Genomic DNA, 22,819 nt, shown 5'->3' on the forward strand with positions numbered 1-22,819 from the left:
CAGCGCCGGATTATTCGGCCCGCATCTCTTCGGCCTCAGTTCACCTTGACCGTGAAAAGAACAGCCCCCGAAGCACCCGGGTCCAGCGGTCCCGTGAATTGCCAGCTCAGCGCCCCCGTGCCTCCCGCGGTCTGCGCCGTTGCGCAGGCCTCCGTGGCCGCCGGAATCGGATTGGCGGGCGTGCGCTTCTGGCAGTTCGCGAGTGTCGCCGGCGTCGTGCCCGCCTGCGCCGTGACGAAGGCGGTGAACTGCGGCGTCGTGTCGTTGACCGTCATGCCGCTGATCGGGCTGGAGCCGTTGTTGGTGTAGGTGATGCGGTATTCCAGCACCTCTCCAGGCTTCGCCTGGTTGTTGATGCCGAAGCTGCCGCCCTGCGTCACGTTGCGCACTTCCTTCTTGAGCTCCAGCGCGCTGGTCGAGACGGTCGTGGTGTCGGTCACCGTGTAGGTGGCGCTCAGGGCCGGGCCGGCATTGGTGAACACGAAGCTGGCCTGCACGACGCTGGCGTTGCCGTTGCCGGTCGCCGCGTTGGCGGGAATGAACTCCTGCATCAGGATGCAGACGCTCTGCCCGGCCACGACGTTCACCGGCGCGGCCGGCGGGTAGAGCAGCGCGGCGCCCGCCTGCAGCGAACCGGTGCAGCCCACGTCGGCAAAGATCTTCCCGCTCCAGCCGCTGACGGCAGGCGTGTCGATCGAGCTCGGGATGTCGAAACTCACGGCACCCGCGGTCCGGGCCATGAAGGTGTGCGGATAGCTCACCGTGCTGCCGGGCTGGCCGGTCTTCGCGCCGTCGGCCGCGAGCGTGTTGCGGTCCACGTCGCCGAAGTTGAGCCCCGCGTGGCCGGTGCCGTTCCAGGTGAAGGCGATGCGATCCGGCGTGCCGCTGCGGGTGTAGGTGTAGCTGATGCCGGCGATGGCGACGGCCTGGCCGGAGCGCAGCGGGACGCTGCCCAGCGAGGCGCCCGTGGAGATGCGCGAAGCGGCGTTGGTCTCTTCCACGCACACCGGATCGTTCAAGCCGAGGCCGAGGGGCGCTCCCAGCGCGTACTGCCCGCTGCCGTTCGTGATCGTCGTTGCGAGCGTGGTGGCGCCGCAATCGGTCAAGCGCACGGTGATGCCAGGGATGCCGGCCTCGCCGCCGTTGAACAGGCCGTCGTTGGCGATTCCGGCGCCCACGCCGTTGTCCAGGAACACCCGGCCGGTCACGCTCCTGGGATAGCCATTGACGAAGGTGCAGGTGATGGCCGCCCCGGCCACCATGTTGGCAGCAGGAATGCTCAGCTGGTTGCCCGTGAGCGTGCCGAACTTGGCGGTCGGCGTGCCGCTGTTCGCGTCCACGCAGCTGGCGCTCATCGGATTGGCGGGCCAGCCGTCCGGCGAGCTTTCCCGGATGGTGACGCCGGTTCCTGCGGTGCCCGTGATGTTGGCAGCGCCGTTCGCGCTGCCTTCGCCCGTCACGGTGATGCTGTCGGTCGCCGTTGAAAGGCCGCTGAGCGCAAAGCCGAAGAGATTGGCGCCGACGCCGCCGACGGTGGTCTTGACGATCTGGACCCGGGGAAACGGCGGCGAATAGGTGTTGGTGAAGGTACACGCGATGTTGCTGCCCGGTGCCGTGGCGGCGGCGTTCAGCGTCACCTTGCGGTTCGGCAGATCGGGCGTGGCGGCTCCGCCGGCACCCAGGCCGGTACAGCTGATGCCCGTCAGCACGTAGTCGGCCGGCAGCGGATCTTCCGTGATGGTCGTCGCCACGCCGGGCGTGGTCAGGGTCTGGGCCGCGCCCGCGGCGGGCGTGCCGGCGGCCGTGGTGGTGATGCTCTGCGCCGCCAGGCCGTTGTCGCCCGTGAAGCCGAAGGTGCCGGTGGTGCCCACGGAAACCTTGCGGATGGTCACGCTCGCAGATGCGGCATTCGTGAACACGCATTGCAGCGACTTGCCCAGCTGCACGCTGGCCGCCGGGATCGTGTAGGTCCGGCCGCTCGCCCCGGTGCCCAGGCTGCCCACCGGCGTGCCCGCGTCGGTACAGGTTGCACCGGCCAGGTTCCAGCCGGGCACCGCGGCTTCGGTGATGCTGATGACCGCGCCGTTCGCGCTGGCGGTGAAGGCCTGCGTGCCCGCGGCTGCCGTGTTGCCGTCCACCTGCGCCGGCGTGCCGGCGGCCACGGTGCTGACGCTGCCGGCTGCCTGGGTGGTGTTGGTCAACGTGAAGTTGAAGGGGCCGCCGGTGCCACCGGTCGTGGTCTTCTGCAAGGTGACCGTGGCCGGCGAACAGAGCGCGCTGGTGGTCGCCTGGGCGAGAAAGCCCTGGTAGGGGGCGCCGCTCTTGATGTGGACGACCACCGTGTTCGACCCGGACTGCCAGTTGCTCGCCAGCGTCGCGCTGGCCGCGGCACCCGGGTCGAAGCCGCGGAAGGTGTACGGGGTCGCCCCGCCCTGCGGCACGCCTCCAACGCTCTGCAGCACGCCGTTGACGTAGATCTCCGCGACCGAATTGTCGGAATAGAAGTCCAGCTTCAAAGAAAAGCTCGCCGGGTTGACCGACGCCGCCATGTTGAAGGTGAAGCGGTGGTAGATGTCGACATTGCCGGCGTGCGTGGTCTGGTACTGCGAGATCCAGTTGGCATTGCCGAAGGGCGAGGCGATCCAGGCCGTCGGCGCCTTGTTGCCGACGTAGGAGCGCGCCCAGGTGGCGACGGTGCCGGGCCCGCCCGTCGCCGCGCCGATACCCGACTCCCACACCGGATCGCGGCCCGTCGTCAGCGGCGGTCCTACCGGGCCGTCGAAGCCCGTGTTGAAGATCGCCGCATTGGTCGAGCACATCACCGTCGGCGCGATGGGCGGCGAAGGCGGATTGGTGTCGGCGGTGTTGGTGAAGGTACAGACGATGTTGCTGCCGGGCGCGGTCGCAGCTGCGTCCAGGGTGAGCACGCGTCCGTTGCGCGAGGCCGTCCCGCCGGCGCCCATGCCGGTGCAGGAGGCATCGACCAGCGCATAGGTCCCCGGCGGCACGCCCTCGGTGATGGTCGTGGCGGTGTTGGCTGCCGCGAGCGAACGCGTCGCCGCGCTGGCCGGCGTACCGTCCACCGTGGTCGTGATGTTCTGGGTCGCCGCCAGGCCGTTGGTGCCCGTGAAGCTGAAGGTGCCGGTGCCGCCGAGCGAGGTCTTGCGGATGGTCACCGTCGGCATGGTTCCGAACCTGTAGGGCTGCGGGCTGGGCAGGTAGCTGTTGGCGCCGACGCTGAAGCTGCCGCTCAGGACCGCGCCGCCCACCGTCACCTGTGTCGTGCTGTAGACCGCGGCCACGGTGGAGGTGGCCGTCACCTGACAGGTCGCGGCCGCCGTGGTCGTGCAGCTGCCGGCGGCGCCCACCGCGCCGCCGTTGAAGGCGACGTTCGGCGTCGCGCCGAAGCTCACCAGCGTACCGGCCTGGACCGGGTTGCCGGCCGCGTCGCGGATGAAGACCTCGAGCACGTCCTGCGCCGCGCCGTTGGCAAGCTGGTTGTCGGTGACGATGCGCAGGCCCGATTGGCTGGCGGTGCCGGAGCCGACGACGATGCTCGTCTGGGCGCTGTCACAGCTCACGCCGTTGCCGGACACGCAGCCCGCGCCGGCTGCCGTGGCTGGCGCACCCACGCCGCTCGTGCTGGTACTGGCGTAGTTGGTGAGCACCGTGCCGGTTGCCGCGATCGGTGCGGTCGCGTTCAGCGTGAAGCCGCGCACACCGGTGGAGGCCGGAATGCCGCCGGCAGGCAGCGTCATCGTGCAGCTGAGCAGTGCACCGGCGGCGCTGGGCAGCGTGCCGCAGTTCACCGAGGTGACGCCGGTGCCGGCCACGGCCGACGTGGCCACCACGCCCGGCGGCAACTGCTCGCTCACGACGAGCGAGGTGCCCGAGTCCACCGCGCCGGTGTTGGCCAGGTTCAGGCCGTAGGCGATGTTGCCGCCGGCTGCCACGGTCGCGGGCGCGGTCTTGTCCACGGCAATCACCGGGGCCGCGGTGTTGGTGAAGGTACAGGTGATGGCCGCGCCGGACCGCATCGCGCTCGCGGGCAGGGTCGCGGTGTTGCCGGCGAACGTCGCCAGCTCGGTCGCGGGATTGCCGCTGGTCGCGGCCGCCGAGTCCAGGCAGGACGCCGAGACCGGATTGGCCGGCCAGCCCGCGGGCACGCTCGACTCCTGCACCGTCGCCGCGATTCCGGCCGTGCCCAGATGGACCGTGGCCGAGGCCTGCGGCGTGAACAGCGCCGTCACGTCGATGCTGTCCGCCGGATTGGTGACACCCGTGAGCGTGTAGCCGAAGGTCTGGGTGCCCGTCACGTTGGTCTTGGTCTTGCGCACCGTGATGCGGGGCTGCGCGAGCACCGGAGTCGTCACGCTGCTCGTGCAGTTGCCCGCGGCGTTGCAGGCCGGATCGCCGCCGCCGCTGGCGGTCGCGGTGTTGTCCACGCTCGGCACCGCGCCGGCCAGCGGCGTGACCGGAATGACGAAAGAGACGCTGCCAGTGGTGGCCGCGAGCCCCGCGGGCACCGTGCAGCTCACGGCCTGTCCGGTGGCGGTGCAGCCGGCGGGCATGGTGCCGAGCGTCAGCGTCGCAGGCACCGTATCGCTGATGGTGGCCACGGCGGTCGTGGCGACCGGGCCGTTATTGGCGAGTGTCAGCGTGTAGCTGGCCGGCGTGCCGACCGCGAAGCTCGGCGCGCTGGCGGTCTTGGTCAGATTGAGCTGCGGCTCGATCGAGTTGGTGAAGGTACAGGCAATGTTGCTGCCCGCCGCAGTGGCAGCGGCATTCAGCGCGACGGACCTCGTTGCGAGGTCCGGCGTGGCCGTACCGCCGGCGCCCATGCCGGTGCAGACGATGCTCTTGAGCTTCCAGCCGGCGGGCGGCGCGTCTTCCGTGATGGTGGTGGCAGCCCCCACGGTGGTGAGGCCCGATTGCGCACCGGCCACGGGCGTGCCGGCCGCTGTGGTCGCAATGCCCTGCGCGGTGAAGCCATTGGTGCCGCTGAAGCCGAAGCTGCCAGTGCCGCCTTCGGTGACCTTGCTGACGGTCACGGCCACGCGGGTGTAGGTGAAGGTGCAGAAGATGGTGGCGCCGTAGTCGGTGGCGGCCGCATCGAAGGTCACTCTTCGGGTCGAGAGATCGTAGGTCGCGGTGCCGCCCGGCGCCATGCCGGTACAGCTGATGCCGGTCAGCACGAAGCCGGCTGGCGCGGAGCTCTGCAGGATGAACGTCGAGGTTGCGGGCGTGGTCAGAAACTTGGCCGGTCCGGAGGCCCCGACCCCTGGCGAAGTCGTGACGATGGGGCTGGCGGCCGCGCCGTTGTTGCCGAGGTAGCTGAACGACCCCACGCCGCCGTTCGAGACCACGGTGGTCGTGATGCTGGGCGCCACCTTGGGCGGCGTGTTGTAGGCGAGCACGAGGGTCGCCGTTTCATTGACGTTCACGCCATCGTCGTTGTTCGGATTCGCGTCGTTGGGCACCGTGCAGAAGTGCGTGGCGCCAGGCGTCGCGGCCTGCACGCACACCTTGGCGCCGTTGGGAACCGAGTAGCTGCCGGTCGCCACGCTGGGCTGCGGGAACACGGGAATGTCGAAGCCGACCTCGCCGCCGTCCGTCAGGTTCGGGCCGCTGGAAGCAGCCAGCGGCGTGGGGTTGACCTGGCAGGTCACCACCACGGGCGAACCGGCCTTCGCGCAGTTGGCGGGCAAGGTGCCCGTGTCCCATCCGGCCGGAAGGGTCAGCACCGCGGTCGAGTTGTCTGAGCCCGTGGTCGGCGCGGGGCCGAAGTTCTTGGCGATGAGCCTGACGTTGCGCTGCTGGCCGTAGCTGGTCCAGCCATCGCTCGGCACGACCACCTGTACCTGCAGGTCCGGACGGCCGGTGATGATGTTCGAGCAGGTGTAGTCCTCGTTGGTGCCGAGCGCGTGCGCGGTCGCGCAGGTGCCGGTCTTCGAGTAGCTGTTGGTGTTGGTCCCGGTCGGCGGCAGGGCGTTGCCGCTGTAGTTGGTGCCCGCGGAGGTGTAGGTCTCGTAGGTCTGCTGGTAGCGCGCCGTGTTGTTGGAAACGCCCGGCGGATAGAAGACCACGCCGGCAACGCTCGGGCGCCAGGCGGCCGTGTTCGTGCTGCTGCCGAGCGTCTGGTCCCACGCGTAATTGACGAAACTGATGCGCTGCGAAACGCGCGCATCGGGAAACTTGCCGCTCACGCCGGAGAAGCCGTCGATCAGTTCACCGCCGCCGGTGTCGACCAGGCCGCTGCAGGTGCCCGTCGCGGAAAACGGGCAGACCGTCTTTTCGGCGTTCACGGGCCCGGGCACCGCGGAGCCCGGCCCCGTGCCGCCGTCGTCCGCGGTGAGGCCCAGCGTAAAGTTCGCGCCGCCGCTGGACGCCGCCTGGAACCAGTCGCCCGCGGTGACCATGACCGGACGGCAGACGAAGGTGATCTGCGTCGGATAGATGTTGCCCGAGGCGCCGTTGAACATGCGGTCGAAGCCGCCGAGCACGGCAATCACGGTGCCGGCCGGACAGACCTGGGGACCGCGCTGCGTCATGCCGTTGATCGGTCGGCCCCACCATCCCGCCGAGGCCGACGAGCCGAACGCGATGGTCGCCGCGCCAGCGCCTTCGCTCACGGTGAATGGCGTGCAGCCGAATTCGACCGCGCGCAACCCGCCGGTCAGGTTGGCGAAGGTGCCGCTGACCTCGGGGCCGTTGATGCGCTCCCACATGGTCAGTCCTGTGGGGAAGCCGTTGGCGCAAACCGTCTGCACGACCTGGCCGTCGTTGGTGCCCACCACGGTACCGTTGAGCCTTACCGCCCCCTGCGGCACGAGCACCTGCTGCGCATGCCCGAGAAGCGGAAAGACCAGCAGCCAGGCTGCGAGCAGCAGCCATCGCCGCGCGGCGGCCGCATGCGAGCGCAGCCTATTCTTGAGTCTTTGCATGTTCGCTTGCCTGATCCGTGTTTTTTCGAGAGGCCGATGCGGCGGGGGCGCTGGCCGACGCGAAGCCCAGCCCCGTCTCGTCGAACTTGAAGCGCAGCCGGATGTAGGCACCCTTGCTGGTGTATTCGTTGGCCGTCAGCTCGCGGTCGCGCAAGCCGACGAAGTTGTAGCCGGCCGAGACCCACAGGTCCTTGGCCACCTGGTAGCCGAGCTCGACGCCCGCGGTCTTCTGCAGCGCGCCGCCCTTGCCGTAGAGCACGCCGGCCTGCACGCCGAAGTCCCAGTCCTTGTTGATGTCGCGCGTGTAGCGCGCATACAGCAGATGGGCCCAGTAGCGGCTCGCCAGGAAACCGTCGTCGGCGCGCGAGATCTTGCCCGCGTAGCGCGCACTGAGAACGCTGCCGCGCTGCGGGTTGTAGTTCAGGTGGGCCGAGACGATGTCGGCGCTGGTGCTGCCCGGCAGGCTCCTGTTGCCGGAATCGCTGCCGAAGGCGCTGCCGCCGTTCAACGCGCCAGCCGCATTGCCGCCCCCCACGATGCGCTCGGAGCGGCGCTCGTAGCGCAGCAGCGCGTTCCAGCTGTCGGTGTCCACCGGGCGGTAGGCGAGGCCGATCTGGTGGCGCTGAAGGTGGCGCTCGTTGCCTGCGTTGGTGCCCTGCCCTTCGCTGTCGCTCACCACGCTGCGCGCCAGCAGGCTCCAGGAGGGGCTGATCTTGTAGCCGAAGCCGGCGCTGAAGAGCCGGGTGTCGGCATCGTCGCCCTTGCGTCCTTCGAGGATGCCGCTGAGCTTGTAGGTGTCGGTGAGGTACTCGACCCCGGCGGTGATGGCGGTGGACTGGCCGAGACCGCCCGCATAGCCGGTGCCGCTGTTCGCGCTGTTGGCGTAGCCGCCCAGCTGGCGGGTGTGCTCGAGGCCGCCCGTCACGCTGAAGCGGTCGGTGAGCTTCACGGTGTTGCGCACGCCGGTCGCCGCCTGCGCGGCCCGGCCGTCGATGCTGTCGGCGAGCCGGAACTCGTTGTAGACGCGGCCGCCCTCCATGTAGTTGCTCTCGATGCCCAGGATGCCGACGTTGTTGGATTGCGTCGCGCTCAGCCCGTCGGTGCCGTAGAGGCTGGAGACGAGTTCGTAGCGGCCGTAGACGCGGGTTTTGTCGGTGATGGCGTAGTTGCCGCCAACGGCCAGCGTGCGGCGAGCGGAATCGTGCAGGTCCTGCTCGCCTTCGACGAAGACCTGGGCCAGCGGCACGCCGGGCACCTGCGCCGACAGGCGTGCGCGCACGGTGGTCAGGCTCTCGCTGTCGGCATTGGCGGTGGCCGCCGCACCGAGTGCGGTCACGTTGTTGGCACCCACGCGGCTGCCGAGGCTTGCGTTGGAGGTGGAGACCTCGCCGTAGTCGAATCCGGAGCCGGAGGCGAGGCCGCTGCTGCGCTGGCCTTGGCGCAGGCCCACTTCGGCGACCAGGGTGTCGCCGAACTTTTTCTGCACGCTCGCGGTGGCGCCCTTGCGGTCGCCTTCGAGCAGGGCGTCCTTGCTGTAGATCATCTCGGCGCGCACCGCAGTGCTTGCGTCGATCTTGTATTCGGCGCGTACGGAGGCTTCGGTGCGGCCTGCGGAAAAGCTGGCGCCGGGGTTGTCGAAGCCCGCGCTGGTCTTGCCGGCCAGCGCCACGACCGCGAGCTTCTCGTCCTGGTGACGCACTTCGAGGCGGGTGCCCTCGCCCTTGCCCTTCGCATCGGAGTCGGTGCGAACCAGCTCGGCTGCGGCCGTGGTGTTGTCGCCGATGCGGGCCACCGCCGTCAGGGCGCGCAGCTTGCGATGGTTCTCGGGATTCTGGTCGGTGCTGGCGACCACGCCCAGCTGCAGGCGCTCCGCCACCTTGACCTGCACGTCGGTGCCGGCCACCGTGAACTTGGGGCCTCCGCTGTCGACTTCGTACGTGACGCGGATCGACTGCGGGTTCAGGTTGGCATCGGCCGACGCGATCGCATGGGTGAACAGGATGCGGCGCGTGAGCGGCTCGACCGTGTAGTCGACGAAGCGCGTGACCGGCGTGCGCTGCAGCACGACGTCGGGCTGGTTGCGGTCGCGCACCACGACCTCGACCTGCTCGCTGTTGTCGACGAACTCGCCGCTGGTGGCGCTCAGGTAGTAGGGGCCGGAAGTGCCGACGGCGCGGAATTCCTCCACCTGCTGGGTCTGCGCGGTGCGCGAGACATAGCTGGTCGCGCGCACGTTGCGGTCTTCGTACACGTGCTTGAGGCCGGTCAGCGAGCGGTTGTTCTGGCTCAGGTTGCGCACCTCGGTGCTGCTCGCGGTGGTGAAGTCGCCGTACAGCAGGAAGGAGCGGTTCTTGTCGATGCGCACGTAGAGCTTTTGCGTGCTCTGCGCGTCGAAGCCCTTGACCGACGAGTCGCCGTACACCGGGTAGAACTCGTCGGGCCGGATGTCGCGGAACAGCCGGTCGTCGCGCGTCTTGTCGGAATCGAAGGCGGCAGTGAGCAGGTAGTCGCCCTTGACGGCACCCTTGAAGAAGAAGGCGGCGCGGGCGCCGGCGCGGCGGTCCTTGCGCTCGTCGGCAAGGCCCGTCAACTCTGCCTCGAACGCGGCGCCGGCAGGCATGGCGCCGAGCGGCACGCTGCCGCGCCTGGTGAAGTCCAGCACGCCTTCGACAATGCCCACGCCGAGCATCGGCCGCATCTCGGGCAGCAACGCCAACCGCACTTCCTTCACAAAGCTGCCGGCGCTCACGCGCAGGCGCACGTCGCCCGGCTCGCCGGGCGGCAGCAGGCGGAACTCCGCCGCGCCGCCGTCCATGAAGACCTGCGTGCCGGGTTCGGCAGGGTTCAGGTCCTCGTCGAGCCAGCGGCCGCGGTCCGTCTCCAGGGTGAGTTGGGTGCGCGCGGTCACCGGCACGCCGGCCGCGTCGACCAGCCGCACCTTGACAGCCACGGGGGTGCGCAGGTCGGCATATGCAAGCTCGGGCAAGTCGACCTGGATGGCGCCGAGCTTGTCCGGCGCGACGATGCCGATCCGCTGCGTGGCGCGCACGTTGCCGAAATCGTCCACCGCCTCGAGCTGCAAGCGGTTGGCCCCGGGCTGCAGAACCACGCCGATGTATTCCCAGGCGCCGAGGTTCTTCGACGGCAGCTGCGTCTTCTTGCCCACGCGCCGTTCGTCGATGGCCTGGCCGTTGACCGAGAGGCGCAGCGCCACGCCGGACTCGCCCTTGACGCGCACGTTGATCGACTGGCCGGGAACGGTGTCGCCTTCCTTCAGGTCGAGGAAGCCGAGGGTGTTGCCGTCGAGCTCGGGCAGCAGCACTTCCAGCTCGATCGGGCTGGGCGCGGCCTGCGGCAGCAGCGGCGCGCTGCGCGGCGCCAGCATGGCGGCGGAGGTGTTGACGGGCCGGCTGGCGAAGGCGCCGATGCCGGCCGCCGTGCCACCCGCGGCCGAAGCGCCCTGCGCAGCGGCCGGCAGGCCGTTGAGTGCGGCGAACAGGCTTCCGGCCGGGGTCGCGGCCGCCGGCGCGGTGGCGCCCAGCGTGCCGCTCATGCTGCCCGAAGCGGCACCGACGAAGCTGCTGGCGTTGGCCTGCGCATCGGGCATCGCGATCAGCGGCGCCGACGACGCCATGGTCGAGCCGCTGCTGCCGCTCGCAAGCGCCTGGCCGCTGGCCGGCAGCGAGCGGAGATCGCCCACTGCAACGATCTGTCCTTCCGGATTCAGGCGCAGCCGCACCTGGGCCTCGGCCTCGGTGTCCGGGATCGCGGCAATGGCGGCGCGGCGCGCCACCACGTCGGCCACCACGGCCTGGTCGCCGCAATTGCCGATGATGAAGTTGGCCTTGTGGAACTCCCCCTTCTTCAGGTCGACGAATCGGCTCTCGGGGCGGCCGGCATTGCGGTTGTCCAGCAGCTCCAGGCGGGCGCCGGGCGGCAGCGTGGTCTGGTCCAGGCGCAGCACGTGGGTGAGCGGCTTGAGGCCGTAGAGGCTCCACTTGCCTTCCACGTCGGTGACGACGTTGGTGCCGTCCTCCATGAACAGGCGCACGCCGGGCACGCCGATCTCGTCGGCGCCTTCCTGCCTGCCGTCCGCCTTGCAGTCCATGTAGACCTTGCCGAACAGGAAGGCGTCGTCGGAAAACACGCCGCCCGTGACGCGTACCGTCCAGTTCGCGAGGTTGGACTGCAGCGGCCCCGAATAGGCGCGCGCACGATTGACGGCGTCGCCATTGGTGGGCGCACCCACGCCGATGCGCACGCGGTAGCGCACCACGGCCGCCTGGTCGATACCCAGGGTGAGCGTCGGGTAGTCGAAGACCAGTTGCGGGCCCGCGCCGCCCGCCGGGTTGCCGGCCGCGGCGGTGTTGAGGCGCGCACTGTTGGCCACGTAGGCGAAGCCCGGCGGCAGGCTGTCGCTGAAGCGCACGCCGGTGACCGGGAATCCGGTCTTGTTGGTCACGGTCAGTGCGTAGTCGATGAAGTCGCCGAACTCCACCTGGCGCTTGCTGCCGTCCTTGCGCAGCACCAGCCCGAGCACGTTGCCCGGGTCGAGCGGGATGTGGTTGTGCACGATGTCGCAGGCCGCGCCCGAGGCATTGAAGCCGGCGTTGACGGAGAAGTAGTGGGTCGTCGGATCGGCACCCTTGGGCGGCGTGGCGTTGGGCGCGATCTGGCCGCAGCCCGAGAAAGTGCCGGCCGTGACCGGGATCAGCTGCGACGGATAGACATAGCCGGTGCCCGCCGGCGGCACCACGCCGAGCGAGTAGGTGCACATGCCGGTGACCGGCGGCGACTGCAGGAAGAACTGGTAGCTGCCGTCGGCGCCCGTGGTCATCGAGACGCTGCCGTTCGTATTGAATGTATAGGCGCCCGACGAGCCGCCAAAGATCTCCCCCGCCGTGATCGGCGTCGCGGCCCCGCTGCTGCAGGACTGCCGCGTGAAGGTGACCACCGCGCCGGCAACGGGCTCGCGCGTCACCGCGTTGTAGACCGTGCCTGCCGGATCGGCCAGCAGCGACTGCACCGAGCTCGCGCTGGCCGCCACCAGCATGGCGGGCGTGACGTTGATGGTGTTCTGGTCGAAGGCCGCGGCCCAGGCCTTGTTGGTGACCGCCACGCGGCTGCCCACCGCACCGGCCTTCTCGGTGATGCGCACCGTGAAGCCGATCTCTTCGCTCTGGCCGGGCGCCAGGCCGCGGTTGCCGTCGCTCAGGCTGAGCACCGCCTCGGTCGGCAGCCGGAAGGGATCGCTGCTGGCGAGCGCGCCGCGGTTGCAGGTAGCGCGGCCGGTGAAGCTTCCCGCGACGTCGAGCAGTCCGCTGCGCGCCTTGGGCGCACCGACCAGCTCCCAGGACGCGACCGAGCCGTCCGGCTTGTCCATGTCGAAGGTGCAGTTCAGGTTGTCGATCACGCGCACGTGCGGTGCCGGGGCGATACCGGTGTTGGTGACCAGCAGCCGGTAGTCGAGTTCGTACACGCCCTGCCCGATGCGCCGCGGCAGCGAGACACTCTTCACGAGCGTGAGCGAGGGAAGCTCCATGGACACCGGCGTTGGCGAGCTGTTGTTGTTCGGGTTGCCGTCGCCGTCCGGGTCCGGGTCGGCGCCATCGACCGAATCGTCGAAAGCCACGGGCGCGCCGCCGGGCGTGAGCGCGCCCTGTGCGCGCACGCTGTTCAGCAGCGTGCCGGTGCGGCCGCTGAGGTTGATGCGCAGATCGAACTGCACCGTGAACCGCGCCCCGACCGGCAGCACGGCCCCGGGTGCCAGCAGGTTCTGCGCGGCCGGCGTGCCGGTGAAGGCAGCGTTGGCCGCAGCCACGGTGCCGCTCACGCCATTGCCCTGGTTGCCCGCGATGCCGATCGAGCCGGCCACCACCGTGTACTGGTTCGGCCCCGGCACCGCCGCGGTCGTGTAGCTGCCGAACTGAGTGGCACCGCTGCCTTCGAGCAGGTCGGCCGCCTGCACGCCGTAGAGCCACACGGCGCCGTAGTTGCGGATGTCCACGCTGAAGCGAACCGTGGCGGTTCCGTCGAGCAGGCCATCGGCGCCGCGGTTCGGGCGCGGCGCCGACGCGGCCTTGGCAACGCCGATGCGGCTCTGGCTCGTGGTGATGAGCACCGTGTTGGACGGCGACACCGCCAGCGCGACGCCGTCGTTGTAGTAGCTCTGCGCGGTGTTGCGGATGTCGCCGGTCTGGTCCGGCCTGACCCGCACGGCGAACTGCATCGCGATCGATGCATTGCGCGACACGGGAGTGGGCACGCCGATCGCCACCTCGATCGCGGCGGCATCGTCCGCGGTGCGGTAGCTGAAGGCCGGATCGCCCGGCAGGCGGAACAGGCGCACCGCGCCCGCGGCAGTGCTCTGCAGCGTGCCGGCGATGTACTGCGTGCCGGCTGGCACCAGGTCGCGCACCAGCACGAGGCTGGCCGGCGCGCCGTTCACCAGCACCGGCGTGCCGGCCGGCGCGGCGCTGTTGGCGGGCTGCGCATCGCGGGCGCCGATGTTGGTGCCGGAAACGGTGAAGTCGATGCGCGTCTGCCCCGGCACGACGATGCCGGGATAGCTCGCGGCCTTGGTGATGGAGATCACCGCGACGTCGCCGACGGTCACGACGTCGCGGTTGGTGGCGCTCAGGTTCTGCAGCGCGGTGGTGGCCGTCAATGCGGCGCAGGCGACACCGTTCGCGCTCGCCGGGATCGTTCCCTGCACCAGCAGCGCGGCCGTCTCGCCGGGCTGCAGCGCCAGCGCACCGCCGGCGCCGAGCGGAAGCACCGGATCGGCGGGGTCCACCACGCCGTTGTTGTTGGTGTCGCGCACCACCCGCAGGGCCGAGAGGTCCAGCGTGTCGGCCGCGCAGCCGCCGGCGTTGTTGGCAAAGCCCAGCATGTAGCTCGACGGCACGTTGCCGGTGTTGGTGAGCAGGTGGCTCAGCGTGACGACGGTGGCGGGCGGACGCGTGACGGTCTGGTCCTGCGTTAGCACCAGCGCCTCGACCGGCAGCACGTTCGCCACCACGCTGTTGGAGCTGGAAGTTTCGGTCTGGGCAAATCCGGCCGGCACGTAGGTGGCCGTTGCCACGTTGCGGATCACGGTGCCGCCGGGGGCGGGGGCGGCCAGCACCGCAGCCGGAGCAAGGAGGAATGCCAGCCCGATCGCGAGCGTGGCGCGGGCGCGGCGCCATCGATGCGAGCTGCCGCTCACGCTCATTGAATCAGACAAGAATTGCACTCCGCGAAACCTTCCGTCGGCCCCTCCGGGCCGTGAATGACTGGATCTTTTTCCGCTGCCGCTTCCGCGCCGATGCGCATGCACGGCGCACGAAAGCGGCAGGGGAAAAAGGCGAAGCGCGCCCGACAGGGCGGCGCTTCGCTCAAAGCCGGCGGACCCCGAGGCCCGCCGGCGACTCAATCGCGCATCACTGGTTGATCCGTACGGCGAAGGTCAGGGTGGCCGTGCCGCTCGGGGCCACGGTGTTGGCCGCGCTGCCGCAGCTCACCGCGGTGGCGGTCTGCGCGTAGGCCAGGGCCGTTCCGCTCACACCCGTGGAGACGCACCGCGTGGCCACCGGGGGCTGCGTGGGGCTCATCGTGGTGTACGCGGGCGCCGCATCGTTGATCGCGATGTTGGTGACCGGCGCGCTGCCTTCGTTGGTGGCAACGATCTGGTAGACGATGCACTGGCCGGGCTTCAGCGACAGGGGCGTCGCGGCGAAGGCGGCGTCCGCCGTGCCGTCGCAGGCGACGTCGGGGGCCTGCGTCTTGACGACGCGCAGCTGGCCCGTGATCACGGTGCTGACGTCGGTGGCCGACGGCGCGCCGCAGTTCGGGGCCGGGTCCGTGAACGTCGCCGTCACGGTCGCGGTGTCGGTCGCGCCCGCGCTGGCACCGCCCGGAGCGAACACGCGCACCAGCAGCTTCTGCGTTGCACCGGCCGCGAGCGGCCCTGCGATCGGGCCGGTGACCAGGGTGTCGCCCGCATTGATCTGGCCGTCGCCATTGACGTCGAGGTAGATCGCGGTGGTCCAGCCCAGCGTGGCATCGCCCGCCGGCACGGTGGCCGTGAGCTGGTACGCGCCGCAGCTCTGGTTGCCGGTGTTGGTCAGCGTGTGCGCATAGACGACCGTGCCGCCGGGAGCGACCTGGCCGACGTTGTTCGGCGTGAGCGTTGCGCCCAGCGTCTGTGCGGTGGTCACGGTCACGGCGTCGAGCTTGACGTCGGACACGAGCACGCCGGTCGATGCCACGGCAGTGGATTGCACGCGGAAGTAGATCGCCTGGGCGGTCACCGGCGTCTGCGTTGCAGGCGGCGTCACGCAGGCGTCGACCTGCTGCTGCGCGCCGGCAGCCACGGACACGCTGGTGATCGCTGCAGCGGTACAGGTACCGCCCGCGGCCACGAACTTCACGCTCCAGCCCGCCGGCAGCGTGCCCGGGAAGCTGGTCGACTGGCTGGCTGCCAGGCTGTAGGTCTGCGTTGCAGGGCCGGTTCCATCGTTGTTCTTGACGAACAGCGTGAAGATCGTGCCGGTGCCCGCTGGCGTGGTGTTGGTCGTGGTCGGCTGCGGGCTCGGGCCCGGGCCAAGGTCACCGCCGCCGACCGAACCGGAACCAGTACCGGCAGCGCTGTTGGTCAGGTCGACGAGTGAACCGACAACCACCGTGACGCGGTCGAGCGTCGCATCGAGCTTGGTCGCATCGCCCGCGGAGCGGCCGATGACGACCGCGTCGAACGGACCGGAACCTACCGTGGCGCTGGCCGGCACATTGGCCTGCACGACGACGTTGACGCTGCCGCCGACCGGAATCGGGCCGGTGTCGGGAACGCCGTCGCCCGTGGTATCGAGCAGCGGCGTCACGCCGTCGGCCGCGAACAGCAGGAAGGTCGTGCCTGCCGGGAAAGTCCCGTTCGCAATGCTCAGGTTGACGCTGTCCACGCCGCTGCCGGCGTTGAACACGGTCTGCGCGAACTTGACGCTGCCGCCGGCAACGACCGAAGGCCGCGTGGTGGTGTCCGCCGCGGTGCCGTTGGGCGTGCCAGCCACCGTGTCGACCGCCGTCGCGGCCGTCGAGGGGTTGGTACCCAGCACGATGCCGTAGCTGGCCGTGACCGTGTAGGCCGCCGGATTGGTGCTCGAACCCAGGGTGCCGATGGCCGCGGCCGTGGCGGCCGGGGAATCGGTCGGGTTGTACTGGCCCACGTTGGTGGTGGTCGAGGTGCCGACCACCGCCGTGTTGTTCACCAGCACCACGAAGCTGATCGTCTGCGTGACGTTCTGGCCCAGCGAAGCGACCACGGCGTTCAGCGTGTTGCCGGTCACCTGGAAGTCGATGCCGGCCGGATCGCCGGCGGCACCGTCACCCAGCGCGACGCCTGGTGCACTGCTCCAGACGGCGGAGCCCGCAACATACGTGAGGCCCGATGGCAGCGTGTCCGACAGGGCGAACTTGCCGGCCGCTCCGCCGGTGTTGTTGAAGCTGAGCGTGTAGACCGTGTACTTGCAGGTGGCGCTCGAAGCCAGGCCGGCCGCCCACGTCGTCGAGCAGGTAGCCGACGAGGAACGCGGACCGCCGGTGCTCGCGAGCGGCCAGGCCGCGCCGCCGGGACCGGCGACAGCCGGAGCACCGATCGACTTGGTGGCATTGAACGCAGCCACGGTGGTCAGGTTCACCTGGTCCTTGTCCGCCGCCGAGGTGTTCGGCGCCGTGTACAAGGCCGGCGTGCCGGGAACGGCAGTGATGGTGGCCGTGTCGAAAGGCGTCGTCGGCGTGGTGGCCGTGCCAGGAATGGTGTACGCCACCACGAACTGGAAAGTGCCGTTGTTGCCCGGCACGTTCTGCGCGGGCACGTTGCAGACCGCGGCGGAGGTGGCGGTACACAGCGGCGTGGTGCCGTCGGGTACGCCGTCGCCGTTGGTGTCGGGGTAGACCTCGACCTTCGAGAAAGCGTTGGTATCGGCGTCCACCGTGATGGTGAAGCTGTCCGTGCCGTTGCCGGTGTTGGTCAGGGTGTGTGGCGCGTAGACCACCGAGCCCGCGGCACCCAGCTTGGTGTTGACGACCGTGGTCGTGACCTGGTTGACCGTGTCCAGCGTGAAGGAGCCCACCTGCTGCACCGTGGTCTGCACCAGGTTGGAGGTTGCCAGCTGCGTTGTCCCGGCGGAATCCGAATAGGTGGCCGAAGCCTGGTTACCGATGACGGTGTTGGCGGGCGGCGGCGCGGCAAGGACGCTCGAGCTTCCGAACAGGAAGCCCAGCGACAAAACTGCGGCGCCCGCCCAGGTGGCGTTCGGCCTGAAGCCGACGCCCTTGGCTGGCGAGATGGGACTCACGTGGTTTCTCCTCGGTTGTTGTCAAAAAAAAGGGACAAAAAAATCCCGGCCCCGTCCGCGAACGGAACATCAGCCGGGTTGCGTGCGATCAGCGGAATGAACTCAAGAAAGAGACCGCTGTCCGGGTGATCAGCGCGCGGGAGCGGGCTGCACCGTGACGGCGGGTGCCTGCACTGCCGCGGCGGCGGCCTTGGGAGCAGGCGGCACGACGACCTCGACCTTGGCGCGCGCGCTCACGGCAGTCACGCCGTTGGCGGGCAGCTGGCCGAGCGTCCAGCGCAGCGCGCGGTAGTCGCTGTAGGGCACCGGTTCGATCTTGTTGCCGTCGGCCTTGCGCATCAACGGCTCGGCCCCGTAGACGCCATCCTTGGCGGCCGCCTTGACCAGCGCCGCGCCGGGCTTGGCACTGCGGGGCAGGTACTCGAGCCCCTCGGGAATCGGCAGGTCGGCAACCAGGCCGGAAACCGCCTTGCCGGTGTTGTTGGTGTACGTGGCGCGGTATTCGAGGATGTCGCCCGGCTTCACCGAGGAGGCTTCCAGCAGTTGCTCCTTGCCGTCGGCGGTCTTCACGACCTTGTGCTGCGTGAGCGCCACGGCAACGGTCTTGCTGCCGGCACCAGCCTCCGGCGAGGCGACGCGCTGCGCCGCCGCAGGCGCCATCAGGCAGGCCGCCATGAGCACGCCGGCCGCCATGCGGACCGCAAGTCCCGGGAAACCGCCCATGCGGGGGCGGAAAAAGGATTGAGTAGATTTTTCAGTGGGCACGAATGCTTGCTCCGGGTTCGAAAGTCACAGGCATGCCGGTCCATCGCCGGCGAGGGAAACAGCAGCTCGGGCTGCAAGGGACAGGAATTTCTTTGCGATTCAGGGGCAGGAAAGGCTCGCCTTCGGCCCAGTTGATACATTTATTTCCAACTGTTAATTATGTAAGCGATCTACCATTTTTCTACTAGAAAAGTTCCACTTTTGGATCGGGACCCATGGTTCCAGCCAGAACAACCAAGCACGGGCATCTAGAAAATCGGGCTAAATTCCCTCAATTCCCTCACTTTTGCCTCCAAACTTCGTCATCGAGAGAGGTCGGTCACGGCATCGCTGGTTGACGCAAACGCACAACAGCGCGTGCGGAATAGCAGTCAACGATTTTGCGGAAAAAATGTGAAAAAAGCGCATTTCCTTCAAGCACCCGACGACGGGCGACCGGCCGGCTGCTTCAGGGCGCCAAGCAGGTAATCTGCAAAGGCCCTGACCTTCCGGGAATTTCGCTTGCCCGGGAGATACATGAGATCGAATTCCATCGGCCTCAATTCGAGCGTCGGAAATGCAACCTGAAGCGATCCGTCTTCTATATTGGGTTTTGCCAGAATCAGGGGAATCAAGGCAATGCCCTTGCCCGCGCAGGCAAGCCTCAAAAGCAATTCCGGATCGTTGGAGCGGAACAGGCCGATGGGCTGCACGCTGTGCTCTCGGGAAACAATCGGAATGATCATTTCCTGGCCGGCGCGCTCGGTGTCGCAAGTCAGGAAAGTGTGCTGCGCCAGGTCTTCCAGATCCTTGATTTCGGGACGCCGTTCGAGGTAGGACGGCGCTGCGCACAGCACGAGCGGCTCGCTCGCGACGCGGCGCGCCACGAGGTCTTCGCACCCTTCGCGGCTCGCCCGGATGAGCACGTCGGCCTCCTCGCGGGAAAGATCCACCTTGTGGGATCCCAGGCGCACCGTGATTTCGAGCCGGGGATGCGCGGCCATGAAAGCGGGAAGATGCGGCGCCAGCAGAGCCCGGCCGAAATAGCTGGAGGCCGAGACGCGAAGCCGCCCCCTGAGGTCGTCGCTCGTGCTCGCGCGCTGCGCCATTGCATCGTCGACCGCGATAAGAATGTCACGCGCAGCCGATAAAAAAGAGCGCCCTTCGTCGGTCAATCCAAATCGATGCGCACTGCGGTGCATCAATAAATGCCCGAGCGTCGATTCAAGTCTTTTAAGTTGCCTGGATGCGGTGGCTTTGGGAATTCCCAGCGCCCCGGCTGCGTGCGTCAAGCCCCCGGCCTCAACCGCTTTCACGAAAAGGCGGACATCCGGCAATATCAAATCCTGCGCGCTTGACTTCGAATTCGAATTTTCGGCTCGAACGTCAACATCATTTAAAGACATCTTCATCATCTCTCAGTGATCCAATGGCTTCCCATGCCTGGATGGTCTCAAGAGCGATTTGGTTCGTCTTACAAATGTGAGATTTGGTGATAAACTATTAACAGTTGTTACCACTCACTTCTTTTGCCTGGTCACCGCCAGTCTTCGTGGGCGCCAAGGCTGCAGCCGCTCGCAGTCGAGGCTCCGCATTCGGTACCGGACACCGACAACCGAACCCATGCGTATCGCCGTACTCGAAGACGAGCCCGACCAGTTGGCTCAATTGGTCCGCGTGCTGCAAGAGCAGTTCACGCAGGGAGACGTCACCAGCACCTGCGTTGCGTTCGCCGACGGGCTTTCGCTGCAGAGAACGCTGCGCCGCGAAACCTTCGACCTGATCGTGCTGGACTGGAACGTGCCGGGGCTTGACGGCGCCGAGCTGCTGCAGTGGCTGCGCACCTGGCAGAAGAGCCCGGTGCCCGTCCTGATGCTGAGCTCGCGGTCTTCGGAGCGCGACGTGGCAAAAGCCCTGGGCCTCGGCGCCGACGACTACATGGTCAAGCCTGTGCGCCTGCTGGAACTGCGGGCGCGCCTGCAGCGCCTGCTGAAGAGAAGCCACTCGCTCGAGCCGTCCGACCGAAGACATTTCGGGCGCTGGGAGTTCGACCAGGTTTCGCACAGCGTTCTGATCCATCCGGAGCACGACGACGGCGCACCTCCGCGGCGCCAGGAACTTTCGAGCCGCGAGTTCAAGCTCGCGCTGATGCTGTTCCAGAACATCGGCCACGTGGTTTCGCGCGCGCACCTGCTCGAAAGCGCAGGCTACGACGGAGACCTGCCCTCGCGCACGCTGGACATGCACATCTACCGGCTGCGCAACAAGCTCGAGCTCGAAGCCGCGCAGGGGCTCACCTTGCGCACGGTCTACGGGCGAGGCTATTGCCTCGACGCCACGCTGGAAGCGGCCGCCTGAACCGTGGACCCGCGAAACTCGATGCAGCGATCGAGTGATCGCGAGCGCCTCCCCACCCGAACGCGCGCACGTGCAATGGTCGCGCGGCTGCTGATTGCGCTGCTGCTGCCCGCCGCCATGCTGTGGCTCGTCGATCGACCCGGCTGGCTGCAAATGCTCGACACGATGGTCTACGACTCCGTGCTGCCGCTCGCCGCGCCCCCGGCGTCGCCGGACATCCTGATCATTGCGATCGACGAGCGAAGCCTGCGCGAGTTGGGACGCTGGCCCTGGCGGCGCGAAACCTATGCACGGCTTCTGGAGCAACTCGCACCGGCGGCACCTCAAGCAGTGCTGCTGAACCTGTTCCTGACAGAACCCAGCCCCGATGCCGGAGACGACGAGCAATTGGCCCGGGCCATGGATCGCTTGCCCGTCTACCTGCCGATGCTGCGCGACAGCGGCACTGCGCCTTCGCCGGGCCGCTGGCCGGGCTTCCTGCCGCCCTTGCCGGTGTTCGCCGCCCATGCGCGCGGCGTCGGCCATGCGGAGCTGGCGCTCGATGGGGACGGTGTGTCGCGCACGCTGTATCTGCGCGAAGGTCCGGCTGGCCGTGGTCAATATTACGTGGGCGCGCTGATGGCCGGGTACGGGTCGGCGGCCGAGCTCGAAGCCGAGCCTGCAGCGATCGCGCCTGGCGCCTGGAAGCACGAGCAACCCGTGCGCATGTTCTTCGCCGGGGCCCGGGGCAGCTACCGCACGGTGTCCTATGCGAGCGTTCTGCGCGGCGAGGTGCCGGCCGCGCTGCTGCAGGGCAAGCTGCTGCTGGTCGGCGCCACGGCGCACGGCCTGGGCGGCCAGGTGCCGACGCCGAACGCGGGCGTCGCCGCACTGCCGGGCATCGAGGTGCATGCCAACCTGATCGACGGACTGCTGCACGGCCGCAACGTGCGCATGCCGGCACCGCTGGCATATGCCGCCTGGACCACCTTGCCGATCTGGCTGGTGCTGTTGCTCCTGGTGCATGCCAGGCGCCATGCGCTGGTGTTCATTTCCGGCCTCGCGCTCTCGTGGCTGCTGCTCTGCGTGCTGGCCATGCCGTTGCTGCACTGGTGGCTGCCGCCGGCGGCCCCCATCCTCGGCATGCTGGCGCTCTACCTGCTGTGGAGTTGGCGCCGGCTCGAATCGCAGTTCGTCTACTTCCGCCAGCGCGCGAGAACACTCGACAGCCTGCCAGCGAGCGCTTTCCAGGCGTTGGCGGCCCTGGCCCTCCCGATGCAGGCTCCGCCGGCAAATCCGCAGCAGGCGCTCGACCGCGCGATTGCGCGAATCGGCCGCATGCAGACGCTGATGGACGAGGCGCTCCAGATCATGCCGGCAGCCGTGCTGATCTGCGATGACACCGGCTGCATCGGTTCGAGCAATGCCGCGGCGCAGCGACTGCTCGACGAAACCTTGCGCGCCACCATGCACGCCCCGGCACGGCCGCCCCATGGCATGCACCTGCCGACCCTGCTCGGCAGCCTTGGCGGCGTTGCGAGCGAGGGCATCGAAGCCGTCGGCGCCCACTGGAGCGAGGATCTGCGGCGCGAGTACCGGACATCCGACGGCCGCATCTTTCAGCTCGAAGCCGAAGCCTTCGGCACCACCGAAGCCGGCGATCGCAACTGGATCGTCGTGCTGCCCGAAATGACCGCCGAGCGCGAGGCACAGAACCAGCGGGAAGAATGGCGCCGCCTGCTGTCGCACGATCTGCGCAGCCCCCAGATGACGATCCTCAGCCTGCTGTCGATGCACAGGCCCACGGAAAGCATCGACGTGCTGCTGCACGCGGTGCGCCGCGAAGCCGAGCGCACCGTGAGCCTGGCGGAAGGATTCATGGACTTCGTGGAAGCAGGCTCCGACGACTACAGCATGGAAGACACCCACCTCGGCACCGTGCTGCTCGACGCGCGCGACCAGGTCTGGCCGTATGCGCGCGCCAGCCAGGTGCAGATCGAGACCCGCATCAGCGACGCCGATGAACTCGCCATGCATGCCGACGGTGTGCTGCTCACTCGCGCGATCGTGAACCTGCTGAACAACGCCATTCGCCACAGCGCCGCGGGCGGGCGCATCACGCTCTGCCTCGCGGCCGAGCCCGGCGCCGGGGCAGAGGAAGATGCGCGGGCCTTCATCGCGGTCAGCGACGACGGCGAGGGCATGTCCCATGCGCAACTGAACGGCCTCCTGAACGGAACGCGGCCGCCGCGCAGCAACGACGAGGTGACGCATGGTTCGGCCGACGAACCCCATGCACCCATCAGGCGCCGGGGCATGGGACTGGGCTTTGCAGTGGTGCGCACGGTACTGCGGCGCCATGGCGGGCACATCGAGGCCGCGAGCGCGGCCGGCGCGGGCACGACCTTCTGGATCAGCCTTCCGCTTCGCGGCAGCTTGCCCTGAAATCGTGCGGCGGCC

Annotated in this window: 7 protein-coding genes; 2 read left to right on the top strand and 5 right to left on the bottom strand. The window is 68.7% G+C overall.

The features are described from left to right. Positions 1–35: 35 nt before the first annotated feature. The 5 genes from ACCD11_RS07365 to ACCD11_RS07385 all read right to left on the bottom strand — a co-directional run bounded on the left by ACCD11_RS07365 (position 36) and on the right by ACCD11_RS07385 (position 19,437). The gene (locus ACCD11_RS07365; RefSeq protein WP_413313265.1) at positions 36–6,944 is read right to left on the bottom strand and encodes a beta strand repeat-containing protein; all 6,909 of its coding nucleotides are present in this window, start codon (positions 6,942–6,944) and stop codon (positions 36–38) included. Continuing rightward, on the bottom strand, positions 6,925–14,157 hold the full coding sequence (locus tag ACCD11_RS07370) for a hypothetical protein (RefSeq protein ID WP_413313356.1): 7,233 nt from the start codon (positions 14,155–14,157) through the stop codon (positions 6,925–6,927). The genes ACCD11_RS07365 and ACCD11_RS07370 overlap by 20 nt, the downstream gene beginning before the upstream one ends. Positions 14,158–14,365: 208 nt before the next feature. Next, complete coding sequence (locus ACCD11_RS07375; RefSeq protein ID WP_413313266.1) at positions 14,366–17,278, bottom strand: beta strand repeat-containing protein; 2,913 nt, start codon at positions 17,276–17,278, stop codon at positions 14,366–14,368. 129 nt (positions 17,279–17,407) lie between these two features. Continuing rightward, a complete protein-coding gene (locus ACCD11_RS07380; protein ID WP_413313268.1) occupies positions 17,408–18,001 on the bottom strand; it encodes a hypothetical protein in 594 nt (197 codons plus the stop codon). A 455-nt stretch (positions 18,002–18,456) separates the two neighbouring features. After that, positions 18,457–19,437 (bottom strand): LysR family transcriptional regulator, encoded by a 981-nt coding sequence (locus ACCD11_RS07385; RefSeq protein WP_413313269.1) that lies wholly within the window; start codon positions 19,435–19,437, stop codon positions 18,457–18,459. 208 nt (positions 19,438–19,645) lie between these two features. Here ACCD11_RS07385 and ACCD11_RS07390 point away from each other — a divergent pair, with 208 nt between their 5' ends. Together ACCD11_RS07390 and ACCD11_RS07395 are read left to right on the top strand one after the other, a co-directional pair. Then, on the top strand, positions 19,646–20,380 hold the full coding sequence (locus ACCD11_RS07390) for a response regulator transcription factor (RefSeq protein ID WP_007837353.1): 735 nt from the start codon (positions 19,646–19,648) through the stop codon (positions 20,378–20,380). A gap of 75 nt (positions 20,381–20,455) precedes the next feature. Beyond that, positions 20,456–22,804 carry a CHASE2 domain-containing protein gene (locus ACCD11_RS07395; RefSeq protein WP_413313272.1) on the top strand — a complete coding sequence of 783 codons (2,349 nt, stop codon included), beginning with the start codon at positions 20,456–20,458 and terminating at the stop codon, positions 22,802–22,804. Positions 22,805–22,819: the final 15 nt, after the last annotated feature.

The sequence above is a fragment of the Variovorax sp. Varisp36 genome, from assembly GCF_047304235.1.
Lineage (GTDB): Bacteria > Pseudomonadota > Gammaproteobacteria > Burkholderiales > Burkholderiaceae_C > Variovorax.

What these genes read in the sequence shown, in the direction of transcription:
- ACCD11_RS07390 (WP_007837353.1), top strand. Translation starts at nt 19,646, where the DNA reads ATGCGTATCGCCGTACTCGAAGACGAGCCCGACCAGTTGGCTCAATTG.
- ACCD11_RS07380 (WP_413313268.1), bottom strand. Translation starts at nt 18,001, where the DNA reads ATGGGCGGTTTCCCGGGACTTGCGGTCCGCATGGCGGCCGGCGTGCTC.
- ACCD11_RS07395 (WP_413313272.1), top strand. Translation starts at nt 20,456, where the DNA reads ATGGTCGCGCGGCTGCTGATTGCGCTGCTGCTGCCCGCCGCCATGCTG.
- ACCD11_RS07385 (WP_413313269.1), bottom strand. Translation starts at nt 19,437, where the DNA reads ATGATGAAGATGTCTTTAAATGATGTTGACGTTCGAGCCGAAAATTCG.
- ACCD11_RS07365 (WP_413313265.1), bottom strand. Translation starts at nt 6,944, where the DNA reads ATGCAAAGACTCAAGAATAGGCTGCGCTCGCATGCGGCCGCCGCGCGG.
- ACCD11_RS07370 (WP_413313356.1), bottom strand. Translation starts at nt 14,157, where the DNA reads ATGAGCGTGAGCGGCAGCTCGCATCGATGGCGCCGCGCCCGCGCCACG.